We start from the raw sequence: 16,050 nt of genomic DNA, 5'->3' as shown, positions 1-16,050 counted from the left end.
CAGCTGCGAAGAAAATCGAAGCGATGTCTTCATCGACGACTGACAAATGACCACACACAAAACCGTCAACTCGTTCTCACTCGCTCCCGCCGGGCTGACGGTGATGGTGATGCTGCTCCTCGCACAGGGGTGTGCTCAGGAGATGGCCAACCAGCCTCGCGTTGACGTCATGGAGCCGGCCAAGTTCGAGTTCGAAACTCCCGGTAACCGGACACCCGTTCCGGGAACGATCGCCCGCGGAGCCAGCTGGGAAGTGACCCCTGTCACCTCCGGTCGGGATGGCGATCAGCTCGTTGCGAAGATTCCAGTTCTTGTGACTGAAGAACTTCTGAAGCGGGGACAAAGCCGATTCGACATTTTCTGCAAGGCCTGTCACGGCCCGGCAGGACAAGGAGATGGACTGGTTGTTCAGCGTGGATTTCCCGCTCCTCCCAGCTACCACATTGACCGTTTAAGAAATGCCCCGGATGGGCACCTGTTTGTCACCATCAAAGATGGCCTGGGACGCATGCCCCGTTTTGGCAATCGCATCGATGCAGACGATCGCTGGGCAATTGTTGCCTACATCCGTGCATTGCAGTTGAGCCAGAACGCCAATACGACTCAGTTGCCTGCAGCTGATCTTGAGCACCTCAAATAACATTTTGACGCGACACACGCATGACCCTCTCAACCCCACAAATTGACTCTCGGCCGGCCAGATCCCGCATGGGAATGTGGCTGGGGATGTCCGTTGTGGCGGGCATTTCCTGTGCCGTGCTCGGCGTGATCAATCCACCAGCTTTCTGGTCCGGATACCTGGTCGCTGCAACCTTCTGGATGAGCATTTCCGCAGGCTGTCTGGCCATCGGACTGATTCACGGCACCAGCGGCGGACGCTGGGGTCAGGCGATCGGAAGATCACTGCATGCCGGAATCAGCACCCTTCCATACGCATTGATTGCGTGTTGGGTTCTGGCCCTGGGAGCCTCCATGGTCTTTCCATGGGCTGCCACCGGAGCACGCTGGGAGAGCTTGAACCCTCACCAGAAGATCTGGCTGGACCCCATCGCCGTGGGGATCCGTTTTGCCGTGACCTGCGTGTTGTGGGTCATCATGGGACTGTGGCTGAATGCCCGTTACAAACGTGAAGGACATGACCCGAACGCGGAAGTTCCACAGGGACGGGCCGCACTGGGGATCATCGTCTTCTTTGTGAGCTTCAGTATCGTGGCGATTGACTTCATGATGGCTCTTTCGCCAGCGTGGGCATCGTCCATGTATCCACTGATCCGGATTCTGAACTGCGGTGTGTCCGCTCTCGCCGTCTGTGCGATCGCTCACAACAGCCGGATGGTCAACCCGACCGTCCAGCAGCTTGACCGGGTGCACGATATCGGCAACCTGCTCCAGGCATTCAACCTGCTGTGGACCTACCTGTCCTTCTCTCAGTATATCTTGATCTGGACCGGAGATATTGCCGGTGAAGTGGTCTGGTACATGGATCGCCGGACCCCGTTCTGGATGCCGATTTCGTTCGTCCTCTTTGGGCTGCACTTCGTTCTTCCGTTCCTGCTGCTGTTGTCCCGTGGTGTGAAACGAGCCCCTCGCCGACAGTCGCAGATCGCTGGTCTGCTGCTGGTGATGTGCTTCCTCGACGTCGCCTGGACATTGTTGCCTTCGATTCCAGTTGCCACGGCTCCGGCTGTCATTTCAGCGGTTCTGGGAGTTCTGGCGATTGGCGGAATCTGGCTTGTACTGTTTCAGCGTGCCTTCGACCGTCTTCCGGATGTGCAGATTGCGGATGACCATGATCCCGCTGCCCATCGTGCGGTTGAACTGGCTGCAGGAGAGTCGACATGAGTGAACATCCTCCGCAGGTTCCCGGTGAACCGATTGAAGACCGGATGCTGGTGAAGACCGGCGTTCTGTGGGCAAGTGCCATCGGACTGGCCACGCTGGTCGTCGTCTCACTGGGCTTGATGCGGGCATTTCAGCTCGCGATGAGCACCGGTGCACCGACCGTCCACCCGATTGACGCTCAGGAACAGCTCAGTCTGATCAGCCGCATGGCTCCGCTCGATCCCAATCAGCGGGAACAGCGGAAGAAGTATGAGATTGAGCAAGCCGCTTTGTTGAATAACTACAGCTGGGTTGATCAGAAACAGAACATCGCACGGATTCCAGTTGATCGGGCAATGGCTCTGATCGTCCAGCAATATGGAAAGGCAGAATGATCTCGCGTTTCCTAATCCCTGAAGTTCGCCGTCGCATCTGCGTGCAGATGTTCGCGATGCTGGCCGTGTGCGCACTGATCTCGTCTGCTGCGCTCGCGCAGGGACCCCCGTCGGAAATCGGATTCGACCAGAATCTGGGCGAGATCGTTCCGCAGGACCTGAAGTTTACGGACGAAGACGGCAACGAAGTGCCGCTGAGTTCGTACTTCGGCGGTAAGCCGGTCATCCTGATGCCGGTGTACTACAAGTGTCCGATGCTGTGTGGACTGGAACTGAATGGTCTGGTCCGTTGTCTTCGGGCACTGGACATGACGATCGACATGAAGGCCGAAAAGGACTTCGAGATTGTCACTTTCAGTATCGATCCAAAGGAAACCAGTGAGCTGGCTTCCCGGAAACGGAAACAGTACCTGGCTCAGTACGACAGTCCGGGATCCGAGGATGGTTGGCACTTCCTGACAGGGGATCAGGAATCGATCGACGCCCTGTGCCGAACCATCGGGTTCCGCACCAAGTATGATGAAATTACCGGTCAATATGCTCACGCATCCGGAATTGTGGTCTGCACGCCAGACGGCATGGTTTCCCGCTATCTGTATGGAGTGGAGTTCGCCCCGAAAGACCTGCGTCTGGCGGTGGTGGAGTCTTCACAGGGGAAAGTGGGAAGTTTTGCCGAACACGTGATGCTGTTCTGTTTCAAATATGATCCTCGCGAAGGCAAATATGGCGTGGCGGTGTTGAATCTCCTGCGTGCCAGCGGAGTGATCACTGTCCTTATCCTGGCATGCAGTGTCGGCTGGATGCTCAAACGGGATCGCAACTCGATGTCTGTCTCTGCTCCCCTGGAAGGAGCCCATCATGAATAAACCTTCCTTCCAGTGGCTCCCGTACTCCGCGTCGAATTTTTCGGGGGACGTGGATGCGCTGTACTTCTTCATGCTGGGCGTGTCAGTCATTGCCACGCTGGTGATCTGCGTGATGATCATCGGCTTCGGCATTTACTATCGCCGCGGTTCGAAAGTGAATCGGGAAAATCAGGCGGCCCACGGTTATACCGAGCTGGTCTGGGGCAGTATTCCGCTCGTCTTCTCCATGATCTTCTTCGCATGGGGAGCGACCATTTTCTACGACATGCACACGCCCCCTGAGGACACCCTCGACATTGAAGTGGTCGGCAAACAGTGGATGTGGAAGACGCAGCATCCGGGTGGCCGGGCAGAAATCAATTCCCTGCACGTTCCCGTCGGACAGCCGGTCCGTCTGCGCATGATCAGCGAAGACGTGATTCACAGCTTCTTCATTCCGGCCTTCCGGGTGAAGCAGGACGTGCTGCCTGCCTACTACTCGCAGTTGTGGTTCACTCCGACCCGCGCCGGAACCTATCACCTGTTCTGTGCCGAGTATTGCGGAACAGAACATTCGGGGATGGTCGGTACGGTCACCGTGCTGGAACAACCTGATTACGCTCGCTGGCTGGCGGGTGAGTCCGGTGATCCTCCGGCAGTGGTTGGGCAGAAGCTGTTTGAGCGATTCCGCTGTGACACCTGTCACAAGAAAGAGGGAACCGGCAACGGTCCTTCTCTGGAAGGTGTGTTCGGGAAACTGCGTCCGCTGGCAGGCGGCGGATCGGTCACTGCCAACGAGCAGTACCTGCGTGACTCCATCCTGAATCCACACAAGCAGATCCTGGCAGGGTTCCAGGCAGTGATGCCGAACTTCCAGGGACAGATTTCTGAAGCAGACGCCATGGCGATTATCGCCTACATCAAAACATTGAAACCTGCCGGGGAGAAACCCGAGGCAGTTCCACCCAAAGCCGAATAAAGATCATTCTGAATTCGAAGACCATTCGTATTTGAATGTCAATCAGAAGAGTGAGATTGGAAGTTCGATCCCGTGAAACGTAACTATCTCAACGCCGACTACAACATCTGGTCGTGGTTCTTCACCACCGACCATAAGCGTGTGGCGATCCTCTATCTGATCAGCATCACTCTGTTCTTCTTCCTCGGAGGAGCGACAGCAGTTCTGTTCCGTCTGGAACTCATGACCCCCAAGGGGGATCTCGTGATTCCGGAAACTTACAACAAGCTGTTCACACTGCACGGCATCATCATGGTGTTCTTTTTCCTGATCCCGTCGGTGCCGGCGGTGCTCGGGAACTTCCTGCTGCCGATGATGCTTGGAGCCCGTGACCTCGCGTTTCCAAAGCTGAACCTTGCCAGCTGGTACATCTACATGATCGGCGGGATCTTCTCGGTCTGGGCGATCCTGACCGGAGGGGTCGACACCGGATGGACGTTTTACACCCCATATTCCAGTACGTACGGGAACACCGCTGTGCTGGCTGCGGCACTGGGCGTGTTTGTGGTCGGATTCTCCTCGATCCTGACCGCGCTGAACTTCATTGTCACCACGCACACGATGCGGGCTCCGGGGCTCACCTGGTTCCGGCTTCCACTGTTCGTCTGGGCAAACTACGCCACCAGCTTGATCATCATTCTGGGAACTCCGGTGCTGGCGATCACCGTCTGTCTGGTCGGAATTGAACGCGTCTTCCACGTGGGAATTTTCGATCCGCGTCTGGGAGGCGACCCCCTGCTGTTCCAGCATCTGTTCTGGTTCTACTCACATCCGGCCGTGTACATCATGTTGCTGCCGTCGATGGGAGTGATCAGTGAACTGGTTGCCTGCTTCGCCCGCAAGCGAGTTTTCGGATACTCGTTCATCGCCTTCTCGAGTCTGGCGATTGCGGTGCTGGGCTTCCTGGTCTGGGGGCATCACATGTTCGTCAGCGGACAGTCGATGTACGCAGGCTTCGTGTTTTCGTTCCTGAGTATGCTCGTGGCTGTGCCCAGCTCGATCAAGGTCTTCAACTGGACCGCCACGATCTACAAGGGGTCGGTGATCTGGAACACTCCCATGCTGTACGCACTGGGATTCATTGGACTGTTCACGATCGGTGGACTGACCGGCTTGTTCCTGGCGACACTGGCAGTCGACGTGCATGTGCACGACACCTACTTCGTGGTCGCTCACTTCCACTACATCATGGTGGGGGGAGCAGTGATGGGTTACCTGGGCGGGATCCATTTCTGGTGGCCGAAGATGACCGGTCGTATGTACCCCGAAGGCTGGGGACGCATCTCCGCGATCCTGATTTTCTTCGGATTCAACCTGACATTCTTCCCGCAGTTTGTGCTGGGTTACCTGGGAATGCCCCGGCGTTACCACGCATACCCGGAAGAGTTCCAGGTGCTCAACGTCCTGTCGACCGCAGGGGCGTCGATTCTGGGAATCGGCTATCTGCTGCCGCTGGGATACCTGATCTGGTCGCTGAAATTCGGCAAGAAAGCTGGCCCGAACCCGTGGCATGCACACGGACTGGAGTGGGAATCGGAATCTCCTCCGCCGACATTCAACTTCGATCACACCCCTGTTGTCACCCGTCCGGCGTATGACTACGACCCGGAGAAGGATGAGCAGGACCCGTTGATTCCGGAAATGCAGAATCGTATTGGCGAGACGACCCCGGTAGGCTCCCATAGCGACCATCATTAACTGGGAGAGATCCAGACACTCCCGCTGGCTGTTTGTGATGAATGAACTGACAGCGGAGTCGGAAACTTTTATTTTCAGAATCAATTGAGCATGACTTCCCACGCATCTGCTTCCCCATTCCTGAAACACCAGTTCGACGACCTGCAACAGCAGCGGACCGCCGCAGCTCTCGGAATGTGGGCTTTTCTGGTGACGGAAGTTCTGTTCTTCGGCGGCATGTTCGCCGGATACACCGTCTACCGTCACTGGTACTATCCCGAATGGGATGCCGCCAGCCGGACTCTGGGACTCGGACTGGGTGCAATTAACACCGCTGTTCTGCTCACCAGCAGCTTGACCATGGCCATGGCTGTGGATGCAGGCCACAAAGGGAACCGCAAGGCGATTCAGAACTGGATTGCCCTGACGATCCTCCTGGGAGCCGTGTTCCTGGGAATTAAAGCGGTCGAATACAAAGAGAAGTTCGACCACCATCACGTCCCCGGGGCGAACTTCAAATGGGAATCCCATGATGAACACCATGCCGCACCGGCGGGTGCAGATCATGCAACCCCGGCTGTTCCCCGCTTCGTCAACACCGGACCGTATGAGCTGTTCTTCTCGTTCTACTTCGTCATGACAGGCTTTCACGCCCTGCACATGGTGATTGGTTTTGGATTGCTTGCGACACTCTGGATTCAGGCGGGAATGGGTAAGTTCACGTCGGAGTATTACACCCCTATTGAAATGACCGGACTTTACTGGCACTTTGTCGATATCGTCTGGGTGTTTCTGTTCCCACTGCTTTATCTGATTGATCGGACCTGAAGGATGGCCGGCTCACACGCCAAATCACACGTCAGTTTGTATGTGACGATCTACGTTTCGCTGCTGGTGCTCGTGGGAGTGACAGTTGGCGTGGCCCATGTGAAGACTGGTCCGCTGGCGTTCCCGATCGCCATGGCGGTGGCAGGCTTCAAGACATTTCTGATCGTCGCCATTTTCATGCACCTCAAAGACGAATTCCCGTTGATCCGGGTCTTCGCCGGTGCGAGCGTGTTCTGGCTGGCGCTCATGTTTACGTTCATCATGACCGACTACCTGACTCGCAATCGGACAAGCACGATCAACATGGCCGTTGAGCAGGGAATCCCCACGCAGGATGCCGAGCGTCCCGGCCAATAATTGTCAGCAGGCTCTGCCCTCGGCAGCTGACTGATATCGATACGAAGAATGAAAACGCCCCCTGAGTCAGGGGGCGTTTTTTTGTATCAAGTCTGCTTCGACGTTGATCGCCGATCAACATCGGAATGTCAGCAGTCCCGGCAAAAAACTTCCCCGAGCCCCAGTTCCAGCGAATCACCCCGATACATCCGGTACCGTGATGTGATCGCTTCTGGATCCACCGGAAAACCGGCAGCATGGATGTGACGGAAGTACAGCTGCAGAAATGTAGGTCGACTGGTCGTGGCGTACTGGAACGTCGTCGAATTCGGTGGGTCTGTTTCTGCCCGGAGCAGAACGATCGAACCCCGTTTCATTCCAGCTCCACAGCGAGGCCCGCTCGTACCCCCAACGATGATGGTGCCCGCGATCATGCCGAAGCCGCATCCGTCGCCGACGTTTCCTGCGACCGCGATGACCCCGCGGCGCTGCCGGGCTCCAACTTCGTTCCCAGCACTTCCTAGAACAAAGATCTCGCCCCCCGCCATCCCTCTCTTTGAGCCCCGATAGGCGCCCCCGAGTTGATCCCCCGCGTTGCCGGTGATGAAGACCCGACCATTCCGCATCTCGGCGCCCGTCCAGTCGCCCGAATTGCCGTCGACGCGGATCTCTCCGCCCAGCATCCCGGTCCCCAGATGAGCCCCGGCATTGCTATGCACATGGACGATTCCGCTTCGCATTCCCGCCCCGATGGATTTGACCCGTGAGCAGTCTCCCTCGAAATGCACAACGCCGTCATCGCCGGAACCGCTGACCTGAAAGAGGTCGCTGCAGGGAACCTGTTGATTCCCATGCCAGATGCTTCGCCCGGAAATCTCGCTCGCCGCCATGGGGAGGATCTCGTCGATCCGCAAAGAGGCCACATCCACGGGAAGGGTCGTCGAACCGAGGTTGCGGAATGTCAGTGGCATGGGCATCCGATACGCAGTGGAAGCAATACTGAAAATGACAGGGCCTGTTTCTCTTCGGCCGCCATTCGAGCGACACCTCGACACTCGCCTGCAACCTGCCGTGCAAGCTGCTCTAATGTATGAAGATTGACTGGTTCGTTGAAGGATCTCCCCCGGCACGACGCTTTTCGAAGCACACATCTATGCAACTGGCCGTCCTGATTAGTGAATCGAGCCCGCTTCCAGTCCTGGACGCTCTTCGTTCCACGCCCGGAGTCGACCTGGTCTCGATCTGGTCATCCGACCGGCAGATTCGCGACGACCTGCGACCGCTGTTTCCTGCGGCTTCATTCCCGGAGCACTGGGACGAATTACTTCTCACCTCCCCCGATGGAGTGATCGTGGCGGGGATGTCGCCCGAGATCCTCGCAGCCGCGAAGCAACTTGCGAATCAGGGTGTTCCGCTGCTGATTGTCGCTGAGTCCGCGGACGGCCCCCGGAAGCTGTTCGACTTGATGCCGATCTGGCAGGAGCATCCGGACAGGATCTCGCCCCTGTTCCAGTCGGGAGTTCAGGCTGCCTCGCAGAGTGCACTGCAGGAATTTTCTGCTTCGGAGAAAGGTCCGCTGTGGAAGATCGAGTTTACGAGAATCCTCGATGGCCGGCGCATTGATCACAGCTCCACCTCGCGTGTTGTTGACCAGAAGTTGCTCAGCGATCTGAAATGGATCCGTGATCTGGCAGGTCTCCCGCAGAACGTCACCATGCAGATTTCCGGAACCGCGGAAGATCCGGCCGAGGTGACTGTGCTGATGGGAACAGCAGCCGTGAAGGAAGTGCGGTGGTCGCTGCGCAAGGAGAATCACGAAGAGAGCTGGACCTTGAAGTTGATCGGACAGCGGGGACAAATTCAGGTCCGCTGCCAGGGAGATCATCTTCCGGTACTGGAAGTCGACGGCTTAAGTCGCCCGCTTTCCATTCAGAACACGAAAGTCGAAGATGCCGCATCGCAGCTCCGCAACTGGATCAGCGCGATGGAAGGAGACAGTGCCCCTCAGAGCTGGACGGAAGTCATCCAGCTGGCTGAGGTGGGTGCAACTGCCAGGCGGTCTCTTCTGAGACGCCGGACGATCGATCTGCATTTTGAAGAGATCTCCGAACGGAGTCAGTTCAAAACTCAGATGACCGCGATTGGATGCGGTGTCCTGCTGTGGACCATGTTTGGAATCGTGGCGCTTCTGACGCTGGGGGGGATCCTCGATCCGCGCGATCGAGAGTACCGGCATTCAGCCGCGGCAAACTTTGTGATTTCGTCCAATGATTTTCGTTTGGGGCACGATCAGCTGACGCCATCCGGGCAGGAGAAGGTGACTTCGATTGCCCGTCGCTGGTCTTCCACGTCGCCGGTGTTGCTGATTGAAAAGAGTACGCCAACCGATTCGGGGCTCGACCAGCAGCGAGAGCAACGCATTCTCAACATGCTTTCCGACTCTGGCGTTCGCGCCCCGGCAGAGAAGACCATGGTCAGGGCGTTTCAAGGTCAGTGGTTCGAAACGGCGATGAAACTGGCCTGGATCCTTGTCTTCGCCCCCTTGGGGATTGTGCTCTTGCTTCAGCTTCTGATTCTGGTTTCGCGAAGCGCGAGTTGAAACAGCCTGCGTGCCCGGCTTCCGAGCTTCTGGATCGGGGGAGTGGGATCGATGGCCCCTGAAGAGTGAACGAGAATCAGCGAGATTCCCACGCACGTCGGCTGGATGAATGGATACAGAAAGAGGACGACGGCCCCGTTGGCTGTCGTCCTCTTTCTGAAATGTATCGAACGCTGTAGAGACTTCGAGACAACTGAGGCAACGCAAGGCGCTGACAGTCTTCGAAGTGAAGCAAGTTTGATCAGAGAGCAGTGATACGAAACTTACCAGTCGCGTCCGCCGCGTCCGCCGCCGTCACGACCGCCATCGCGGCCGCCACGACCTCCACCCCCACCGCCTCCGCCAAATCCGCGGGGACGTTCTTCACGGGGACGAGCGATGTTCACCGTCAGCGTGCGTGTCTGGAACTGCTGCCCGTGCAGCTGGTCAATTGCTTTCTGAGCGTCGTCCGAGGTGGACATCTCGACGAAAGCGAACCCTTTGGAGCGGCCTGTCTCGCGATCCTTGATCAACGAAATGGACTTCACGTCTCCAGCCTGACTGAACAGATCCCGGAGATCTTCCTCAGTGGTGTTGTAGGACAAGTTGCCCACATACAGTTTCGATTCCATTGCTCTCTAACCTGACTTGCTTGTTGCTTTTGGTCACCACCTGCGTAGAGGGCAGCCCCTCAGAGCGACGCAGGCTATACAATCACGCGGAGTCTAGCACAGGCATTACAAAATAAGAAAGTCAATACCAATAAGTTGGCGAAAGACTTGATTCGCATGCGACTCGTTGGAGCCCCCGCAACATCGTTGTTTTGAGACTGATCAGCAAGACGGGGAGAGGCTGAATGGCATCCGTTGAGAGCCATCATATCACAGATATGAGTCCAGACCCTGTTCCGTAATCGCTGAGATCAGACGCCGAATTCCGTTCTCATCATCTCTTCGAGCCACCAGCGTTGCCCGAGGCGTATGAACCACCACGCAGTTTTCCAGACCGATCGTGGCAATGAGATGATCTGCCGAAGAGCGGATAATGCAGCCTGAGGTTTCAATTCCCACGTGCTGACCGAATACGGTGTTCCCGGAATCGTCTGATGGAAGCAGGAGGGTCATCGCTTCCCAGCTGCCGACGTCGTCCCAGGCGAATGAGGCTTCCACCACCGCGAGATTCTTCTCCCGTTCCAGCACCGCATAGTCGATCGAAATCGATTTCAATTGCGGAAAAACCGCAGCAAGTTCGCCTTCCCAGCTCGGCTGACCGACATGCGGACGTAGTGTTTCCAGTCGCTCCATCATTTCCGGCTCATACTGAGCCAGCAGCTTCAGCAACTCATCAGCACGCCACAGAAAGATGCCGCAGTTCCACAGGAACCTGCCGTTACGCAGGTAACTTTCTGCTCTGACTCGATCGGGCTTCTCATGGAACGCCTGAACCTGGAACGCTCCGGGAGTCAGGACGTTGCCGCGCTCGATATATCCGAACCCCGTAGCAGGGTACGTCGGCGGAACACCGAACAGAACCAGACGCGTGCGATCCTGCTGAACAAGCTCTTGTGCCAGTTCCACATCCTTTCGAAACGATTCCGCCGGGCTGATGACGTGGTCCGAGGACATCACCAGCATCACGGCATCGGGATCGACTGCCAGCAGGCACAAGGCGGCCAGGCCCACGCAGGGGGCTGTGTTACGCCCGCATGGTTCAGCGAGAATGTGTTCCTTCGAGATGAGTGAGAGATGTTGCTGCGTCTCATCGACGAACTGCCGATTCGTGACGACCCATGTCTGTTCTGGAGAGATCCATGGCTGCACGAGGTCGAAGGTCGACTGGATCAGGGACGTATCCCCCGCCAGCGACAAAAACTGCTTCGGTTTGGTTCGCAGACTGATAGGCCAGAACCGGGTTCCAGTCCCGCCCGCCATGATCACGCAATGCAGCATCGTTTGTCTTTCAGGAGATGGTGAATTGTGGCAGATCTGCTGACGAATCCAACACCCAGAGCCAGTCGGATTTCAGCGTAACGACTTCCTGTGTCGGCAGTCGATCCAACCTTGCTCATCCGAACAGCCTGAAGCGTCGGCAATTTCGGCCACTCTCCTACAGTCAATTTCTGCCGCAACTTCATTCGCCGACCAAACTCAAATTCGCCCGTTCCAGGAGTTGGGAGCTGATTGTAAATCAATACGTTTTCATGCCTTGCGTTGCATCATCGTTTTCGGATTTGCTTAATTTGACTCTGGGAGGTTTGCGTAGATTTTGCTGGTTATAGCGGTCGTACACGGTTTGTGTACCAAAATCGAATCTGTCGGGCGGCGTCCTTCCAACACGCTTAATGATCACAGACGGACGAATCCGATGTCTGAAACGGGATTCCCCCAAGGACGTAGAGGAGTTCTTCGTGATGCCATTTGCAGTCTTAAAACGCTATTCAACCATGCTGCTTGCTCTGCTGTCGATGGCAGGATGTGCAAGCCTGGTGGATAGCCACTACGAACACACGCAGCGACTTCGCACCGAATTGGCTTACCTGAAATTCTGGTGGCACAGCGAAGATGCCTGCGGGCACGATTACAAGGCCGGCTGGAAAGCGGGTTACCTGGATGTGACCACGGGAGGAGACGGCCAGCCCCCGATGTTCGCTCCGCACTGTTACTGGAGCCCTTCACAGATTCTCTGTCATTGCGACCAGAAGCGAAATGAGTGGTATACCGGATTCCAGGATGGGGCGATGATTGCTTCATGTCAGCCGGACACTCACTATTTGAAAGTCTGGGCACCTCCTCCGGTCTGTCAGTATCCGCCCTACTCCCCAGCGGAAAGTGGATCAACCACTTCTGAGCCGGCTTTGGCTCCGCCCAGTGACAGTCCGGGCCTGATGCCGACGCCGCAGGAGAACAGCGCCTCTCCGATGAATCCTGGAACGGGTGCGGAGCTTCCCATGTTGCCGGAAGGCAAGCAACTGCCTCCCGTCCCCGAAAGACCTATGCCGGTGCAGTAAGCAGGCCTCCATTGCGGACCTGCCGGTCCGGGGCAAGAACGCTTCACATTCAACTTCCCCTGCCAATCGTCAGGGTGCGACGGATCGATCGCCAGGGAAAGGATTCCATAATGACTCTCGAAATTTTTCGAAACTGGATTCGCTGGACGAACCTTTGCAGCGTCCTCATTTTCGGGGCCCTGGCTGGTTCCGGGTGCCATTCGATCACGGGAGCCTGCCACTCGGTCCCGGCAAGTCGAATCGATCCGCATCTGTTCGGATGCATTAAAGAGGCTCAGGTCCCGATCCTGCTGTCCGCTCTGGGACAGGAAATTCCGCAGGCTTATCGGGTGGGGCCCGGAGACACTCTTGCGATCTTTGTTTACGGTGTGCTGCCCCCGTCTGTGGATGAAACCCCGGTTTTGTCGCAGTACCAGACGTTGAATCAACGTTACTATCCGCCCGGCGGCAGCATCGTGCATCCTTCCACCGGACTGCCGATGACAATCGAAGCCGATGGATCCCTGGAGCTTCCACTGGCTGGACGTGTCCCCGTCAACGGGATGACAATCGAAGAGGTCTCCGACAAGATCAAGGACGTCTATCGGAATCTGGCCGTGATTGCTGCCGGCCGCGAACGCGTTCAGGTGTCGTTGATCACTTCCCGCGTTCACCGTGTGGTCGTGATTCGTCAGGATACTCCCAATCCAGTCGCGGCGCTCACCCCGCCGGGCGTTGTGGATCAGATTCATCGTGGTTCCGGGGAGGTCCTGGACCTGCCTGCCTTTGAAAACGATGTTCTGCATGCGATGGCCGCCACTGGCGGGATGCCCGGAACAGACGGTATCCGTGAAGTCTGGGTCATGCGGAACTGTGCTCTCGCCGGGTCCGGAAACATCGACCCTGTTCAGCTCGACAACGCGATTGATCGGTACGCACATGGCGATAATTGCGGTCCCAGCGTCATTCGCATCCCGCTGTATGCATACCCGGGCGAACCGCTCCCGTTCAGCCCTAAGGATGTGATTCTGAACGCCGGGGACGTTCTCTACATTCCCCGTCGGTATGACTACTTCTACACAGGCGGTCTGCTGGGCGGTGCGAAGATCACCATGCCCCGTGATGAGGACCTGGACATCATCGAAGCGATTGCACTCTCGGTCAATTCGGTTGGCGGTCCTCTCGGACAGAGTGGATCCGCCCTCCAGAGCGGAGGTCCTGGTTGGGCCATCAAACCGACGCGGGCTGTCATTCTTCGCAAACTTCCGGACGGATCTCAGATTTCGATTCGCGTTGACCTCGCAAGAGCGATGGTCGATGAAAAGGAACGGATTCTCGTGCAACCCGACGACCTTGTCATGCTGAACTTCAAACCTGGACAAGGATTCGCCAACGCTGCACTGAACTTCTTCGGATTCAACTTCAATGCGGTGATCTTCTAAGTCTGAAGACGGCCATCCATAAGAAACGAAAGCGACAGGTTAAAACCTGTCGCTTTCCCGTTTTGCATGTCGAAGAGAATCGCCGTTACGACTGCGGAATCCGGCAGCAGCCTGGATGGCAAGGAGGGGCACTCGACGGAGGGCAGGATGATCCCAGCATCGGCAGAGACCGGCTTCCACCGGCGACATGACCGGCAGGAGCGCTCATCAATTTCTCAAGCTGCGTGCTCGAACAGGTCGGACAAGCGGGGGACTCTCCACCGCGAATGAAAACTTCACAGTCTGTGCCGCATTCAGGGCAGTGATATTCGAAAATAGGCATTGTCGTCGTCTGATGTTAATAGGAAGTGATCTGCCGGACTCGTCAGGTCGCAGATGACAGTTCGTTGTGGAGCGCAGGGGACTCCCTTACTTGGAATCCTCGTCATCCCCTTCCGCCTTGGTTCCGATGGCGAACAGGGTCGACTTGTTGGCGATGTACAGCACGCCGTTGGCGACGATCGGCGTACTGTAGACGGAGTTATTGCAGGAGTTTTCTGCGATCAATTTCATTTTGTCGCTGTGTTCAAAGACCGCAATGTCACCGTCTTCGTCGCCGATATAGACTTTCCCATCAGCGATCAACGGCGATCCCCAGGCTGCGGAGAACATGTCATAGTTCCAGTGCGACTTTCCGGTTTTGGCATCCAGGCAGTGGAAAATTCCGGAGAAGTCCGCGATGTACAGGATGTCATCCTTGATCACGGCTGTTCCGCAAGTGCGGTGCATCTCTTCTTCGAAATCAATTTCCCCGTTGCCGTTGGTGTCATCACCGGTGTAATGCCAGACGACGGCAGAATTGGGATTCTCAATCGACTTCTCGCCGTTGGCTGGGTTGATCGCCTGAAGACGGCGGGTTCCATCCTTCTTGTCAACGACCGGTTGACCATCTTTGTCCACAGCCAGCCATGCGCTGACGTCGCCACGCTTCGTGGGATCGATGCACCAGAGATGGCCGTTCCCTTCTCCGTGTTCAGGATCCTCACCGACGCCGATATAGACAAGGCCGTTGTAGATCACCGGAGTTCCGATGAGGTGATTGCGTTCGCTGCGACCGCTCACCGAATACTTGGATTCCTTGGGATTGCAGTCGAACTTCCAGAGAAGCTTCGAATTGCCGGCACCGTCCCCTTCGGGGTCGAAGCTGTATAGCCAACCGTCACCGCCACCAAAGAGGACCTGCGGCTGCCCGTCGAAGACTCCGTAACTGGGAGAAGACCACTGCCCGTGCAGCACGTTGAGCCCCGGGGATTTATCGGTCCACAGCACTTTGCCTGTGTCGCGGTTCATGGCCAGGAAGCTGGCGGCGTTGGGCGCGGGAATATTGATGTGCGATTCGTCCACGCCGTTTGACGTGTTGACGAAGAGCACATCACCCACGCAGGCGATGGAGCAGCTGCACATGTTGTGCTGGGAGACACCCAGCAGTGCCATCATGTCGTACTTCCAGATGATGTCTGCTTCGTTTTCGTTTTCGTTGTCTTCGGCTTTGAACGGTCCGTCATTCTCGCCGTCGAGGAAGCCCTCGGTGTCGAGGCAGCAGACTTCGCCCCGGCTCGTCACGTACCACAGACGATCACCGTCGACATACGGTGCGGCACAGATGCCCTGATCCGGCCAGTCATGGACGCGACCCGTGGGCAACTTGGGATTCGAGTGCTGCCAGAGAAACTTTCCGGTCTTTTCGTCGAAGCAGAGCAGGACCCCCAGGTCCACCGCTTTGGGGAACCGCGAGATGTACGAGTGGTGATTGTTGGAGCCAACGTAAACATGGCCGTTGGCCACAACGGGGTTCCCGTAGCTTTGTGACCCCAGCGGAGAAGACCACAGAATGTTCTCCCCGTCATCGACGTTCCACTCCGAAGGAAGGTTTTTCGCTTCGGGCGTGTTGTTCTTGTGGGACCATCCGCCCCACTGTGGCCAGTCTCCCGGCTTCACGTTCATCTTTGCGATTTCGGCGAGAGCCTGTTGCGTGGGGCCATCTGCTTCATCCGCAGCAGGCAGGTTCCATCCGGCTGACATGGCGCTGAACATCGCAACGGCAAATGTGCATCGGCGAATCATGCGAATCCTCAATCTCAATGA

At 56.8% G+C, this 16,050-nt stretch carries 16 protein-coding genes; 11 read left to right on the top strand and 5 right to left on the bottom strand.

Features of this window, described 5'->3' with window-relative positions; genetic code table 11:
* Positions 1–46: 46 nt before the first annotated feature.
* The 8 genes from SH661x_RS17500 to SH661x_RS17465 all read left to right on the top strand — a co-directional run bounded on the left by SH661x_RS17500 (position 47) and on the right by SH661x_RS17465 (position 6,941).
* Positions 47–640: a c-type cytochrome gene (locus SH661x_RS17500; protein ID WP_437224131.1), complete on the top strand. Its 594-nt coding sequence runs from the start codon at positions 47–49 to the stop codon at positions 638–640.
* An 86-nt stretch (positions 641–726) separates the two neighbouring features.
* On the top strand, positions 727–1,842 hold the full coding sequence (locus tag SH661x_RS17495) for a hypothetical protein (protein ID WP_437224128.1): 1,116 nt from the start codon (positions 727–729) through the stop codon (positions 1,840–1,842).
* Complete coding sequence (locus SH661x_RS17490; protein WP_437224126.1) at positions 1,839–2,216, top strand: hypothetical protein; 378 nt, start codon at positions 1,839–1,841, stop codon at positions 2,214–2,216. Before SH661x_RS17495 ends, SH661x_RS17490 begins: the two co-directional genes overlap by 4 nt.
* Entirely contained in the window at positions 2,213–3,082 is an 870-nt protein-coding gene (locus SH661x_RS17485) for an SCO family protein (RefSeq protein ID WP_437224123.1), read from the top strand. Before SH661x_RS17490 ends, SH661x_RS17485 begins: the two co-directional genes overlap by 4 nt.
* On the top strand, positions 3,075–4,040 hold the full coding sequence (gene coxB / locus SH661x_RS17480) for a cytochrome c oxidase subunit II (protein WP_437224121.1): 966 nt from the start codon (positions 3,075–3,077) through the stop codon (positions 4,038–4,040). The genes SH661x_RS17485 and coxB overlap by 8 nt, the downstream gene beginning before the upstream one ends.
* 72 nt (positions 4,041–4,112) lie before the next feature.
* The gene (gene ctaD / locus SH661x_RS17475) at positions 4,113–5,777 is read left to right on the top strand and encodes a cytochrome c oxidase subunit I (protein ID WP_437224119.1); all 1,665 of its coding nucleotides are present in this window, start codon (positions 4,113–4,115) and stop codon (positions 5,775–5,777) included.
* 90 nt (positions 5,778–5,867) lie between these two features.
* Positions 5,868–6,584: a cytochrome c oxidase subunit 3 family protein gene (locus tag SH661x_RS17470; RefSeq protein WP_437224116.1), complete on the top strand. Its 717-nt coding sequence runs from the start codon at positions 5,868–5,870 to the stop codon at positions 6,582–6,584.
* Between the two features lie 3 nt (positions 6,585–6,587).
* Positions 6,588–6,941, top strand: coding sequence for a cytochrome C oxidase subunit IV family protein (locus tag SH661x_RS17465; protein WP_437224114.1), 354 nt, complete (start codon positions 6,588–6,590; stop codon positions 6,939–6,941).
* A 128-nt stretch (positions 6,942–7,069) separates the two neighbouring features.
* Here the strand turns inward: SH661x_RS17465 and SH661x_RS17460 are convergent, their stop codons facing one another.
* Positions 7,070–7,891, bottom strand: a complete 822-nt coding sequence (locus SH661x_RS17460) for a formylmethanofuran dehydrogenase subunit C (protein WP_437224111.1) — start codon at positions 7,889–7,891, stop codon at positions 7,070–7,072.
* A gap of 182 nt (positions 7,892–8,073) precedes the next feature.
* On the opposite strand from SH661x_RS17460, the gene SH661x_RS17455 reads away from it, so the two are divergent.
* Positions 8,074–9,519: a hypothetical protein gene (locus tag SH661x_RS17455; protein ID WP_437224108.1), complete on the top strand. Its 1,446-nt coding sequence runs from the start codon at positions 8,074–8,076 to the stop codon at positions 9,517–9,519.
* 263 nt (positions 9,520–9,782) lie between these two features.
* Here SH661x_RS17455 and SH661x_RS17450 read toward each other — a convergent pair whose 3' ends face one another.
* Positions 9,783–10,130 carry an RNA recognition motif domain-containing protein gene (locus SH661x_RS17450; protein ID WP_437224106.1) on the bottom strand — a complete coding sequence of 116 codons (348 nt, stop codon included), beginning with the start codon at positions 10,128–10,130 and terminating at the stop codon, positions 9,783–9,785.
* A gap of 249 nt (positions 10,131–10,379) precedes the next feature.
* Entirely contained in the window at positions 10,380–11,447 is a 1,068-nt protein-coding gene (locus SH661x_RS17445) for a mannose-1-phosphate guanylyltransferase (protein ID WP_437224104.1), read from the bottom strand.
* A 461-nt stretch (positions 11,448–11,908) separates the two neighbouring features.
* Here SH661x_RS17445 and SH661x_RS17440 point away from each other — a divergent pair, with 461 nt between their 5' ends.
* Complete coding sequence (locus SH661x_RS17440; protein WP_437224101.1) at positions 11,909–12,505, top strand: hypothetical protein; 597 nt, start codon at positions 11,909–11,911, stop codon at positions 12,503–12,505.
* Positions 12,506–12,615: 110 nt separating this feature from the next.
* Positions 12,616–13,926, top strand: a complete 1,311-nt coding sequence (locus SH661x_RS17435) for a polysaccharide biosynthesis/export family protein (RefSeq protein ID WP_437224098.1) — start codon at positions 12,616–12,618, stop codon at positions 13,924–13,926.
* A gap of 85 nt (positions 13,927–14,011) precedes the next feature.
* On the opposite strand, the gene SH661x_RS17430 is transcribed toward SH661x_RS17435, so the two are convergent.
* Positions 14,012–14,248 (bottom strand): FmdB family zinc ribbon protein, encoded by a 237-nt coding sequence (locus tag SH661x_RS17430; RefSeq protein ID WP_437224095.1) that lies wholly within the window; start codon positions 14,246–14,248, stop codon positions 14,012–14,014.
* Positions 14,249–14,334: 86 nt separating this feature from the next.
* Positions 14,335–16,029, bottom strand: a complete 1,695-nt coding sequence (locus SH661x_RS17425) for an outer membrane protein assembly factor BamB family protein (RefSeq protein WP_437224093.1) — start codon at positions 16,027–16,029, stop codon at positions 14,335–14,337.
* Positions 16,030–16,050: the final 21 nt, after the last annotated feature.

The organism is Planctomicrobium stercoris, assembly GCF_051465655.1.
Taxonomy (GTDB): Bacteria; Planctomycetota; Planctomycetia; order Planctomycetales; family Planctomycetaceae; genus Planctomicrobium.
The sequence above is the reverse complement of the archived record's forward strand: the minus strand, read 5'-3'. Positions and strand labels throughout refer to the sequence as shown.